Source organism: Kitasatospora sp. NPDC023385 (assembly GCF_055664045.1).
In genome coordinates, this window is record NZ_JBVOOL010000097.1 from 1 (window position 1) to 1575 (window position 1575).

A 1575-nucleotide genomic window follows, 5' to 3' on the forward strand; every position below is an offset into this window, starting at 1 on the left:
GCTTGTTGTTTAACCTCGCAGGTCACCCAACCTGCTGATCTGCGGTTCTTCGCGAGACAGCAGAGGCGGCCGCCCCTCACGCTTCGAGATGTCGAGTAACGAAGCTGAAGGAACGGCCGCTGGTGACGAGTCTCCCTGTGCAACTGCCCGCCGTCGAGCAGTGGGGTGTGCTGTCCCGCTTTCGGATGGACTTCTACGAGTGCCTGTACACGCGTGCGGACGTGCTCTTCGAGCTCACCGACGCGCTGCTGTGCACGGACGGGCCGGTCAGGACGCTGGTGGACCTGTCGCTGGCGGCCGAGCATCGGCGTGGGCACGGCGCGATGTACGCCGCGCTGGACCGGGGCTGGCTCGAGCCCGCCCGACTGCGCCGCGCGCTGGCTGCCCTTCCGATACCCCGTCTCGCTGACGGGCGCATCGCCCTGGCCGTCGATGTCTCTAACTGGCTCCGCCCCGACGCGCCGACCAGCGATGACCGCCTGTTCTGCCATGTCTACGGGCGCGGCCGCAGCGCGGACCAGCTGATCCCCGGCTGGCCCTACTCCTTCGTAGCCGCCCTGGAGAGCGGCCGCACCTCCTGGACCGCGCTGCTGGACGCGGTCCGGCTGGGACCGGCCGATGACGCCACCGCGGTCACCGCCGACCAACTTCGCGAGGTCACCGGCCGCCTGATCGAAGCCGGGCACTGGCACTGCGGCGACCCTGACATTCTGCTCGTCATGGACGCCGGCTACGACGTCACCCGCCTGGCCCATCTCCTGTCCGACCTACCCGTCGAGCTCATCGGCCGACTGCGTTCGGACCGGGTCATGCTCCGCGATGCGGGCGAGCCCCGCTCCACGCCCAAGGGCGGACGCCCACGCAAGCACGGCACCGCCTTCACCTTCGCCAAACCCGAGTCCTGGCACGAGCCCGACGCCACCACCTGCACCGAGACCACCCGCTACGGCAAGGCCGAAGCGAAGGCGTGGAACCGGATGCACCAGCGCCTGCAAAAACGCGGGCCCTGGCTCGACCATGAAGGCGAAATCCCCATCACCCACGGCACGTTGGTCCGCCTCAAGGTCGACCACCTGCCGGGCGAGCGCGAAGCGAAACCGCTGTGGCTATGGTCCTCTGCCACCGGCATCGATACCGTCCATCTGGACCGGATCTGGCGCACCTTTCTGCGCAGATTCGACCTTGAGCACACCTTCCGCCTGCTCAAGGGCACCCTCGGCTGGACCGCGCCGCACTTCCGCGCGCCGGACACCGCCGACCTGTGGACCTGGCTGATCATCGTTGCCCACACCCAGCTCCGCCTGGCCCGCCCGCTCGCCGCCGACCTGCGCCGCCCCTGGGAACGCCCGCTGCCAGTAGCGAAGTTGACTCCGGCCCGGGTCCGTCGAGGGTTCCGCAACATCCGCGTGAAGGTCCTCACTCCGGCTCGCGTGCCAAAACCCTCCCGGCCCGGCCCCGGACGGCCACCGGGTTCGAAGAACCGCAACCCGGCATCCCGTCACGACGTCGGCAAGACCATCAAACGCGAACCCACGCTCCAGGCCCACCTCGCCGCGCGAGGTTAAACGTCAAGCT

The 1575-nt window shown here is 69.0% G+C and carries 1 protein-coding gene; it reads left to right on the plus strand.

Translation table 11 applies throughout. The features are described from left to right. Positions 1-122: 122 nt before the first annotated feature. A complete protein-coding gene (locus AC0B61_RS37175) occupies positions 123-1565 on the plus strand; it encodes an NF041680 family putative transposase (protein WP_471746960.1) in 1443 nt (480 codons plus the stop codon). The last annotated feature ends 10 nt before the right edge of the window (positions 1566-1575 follow it).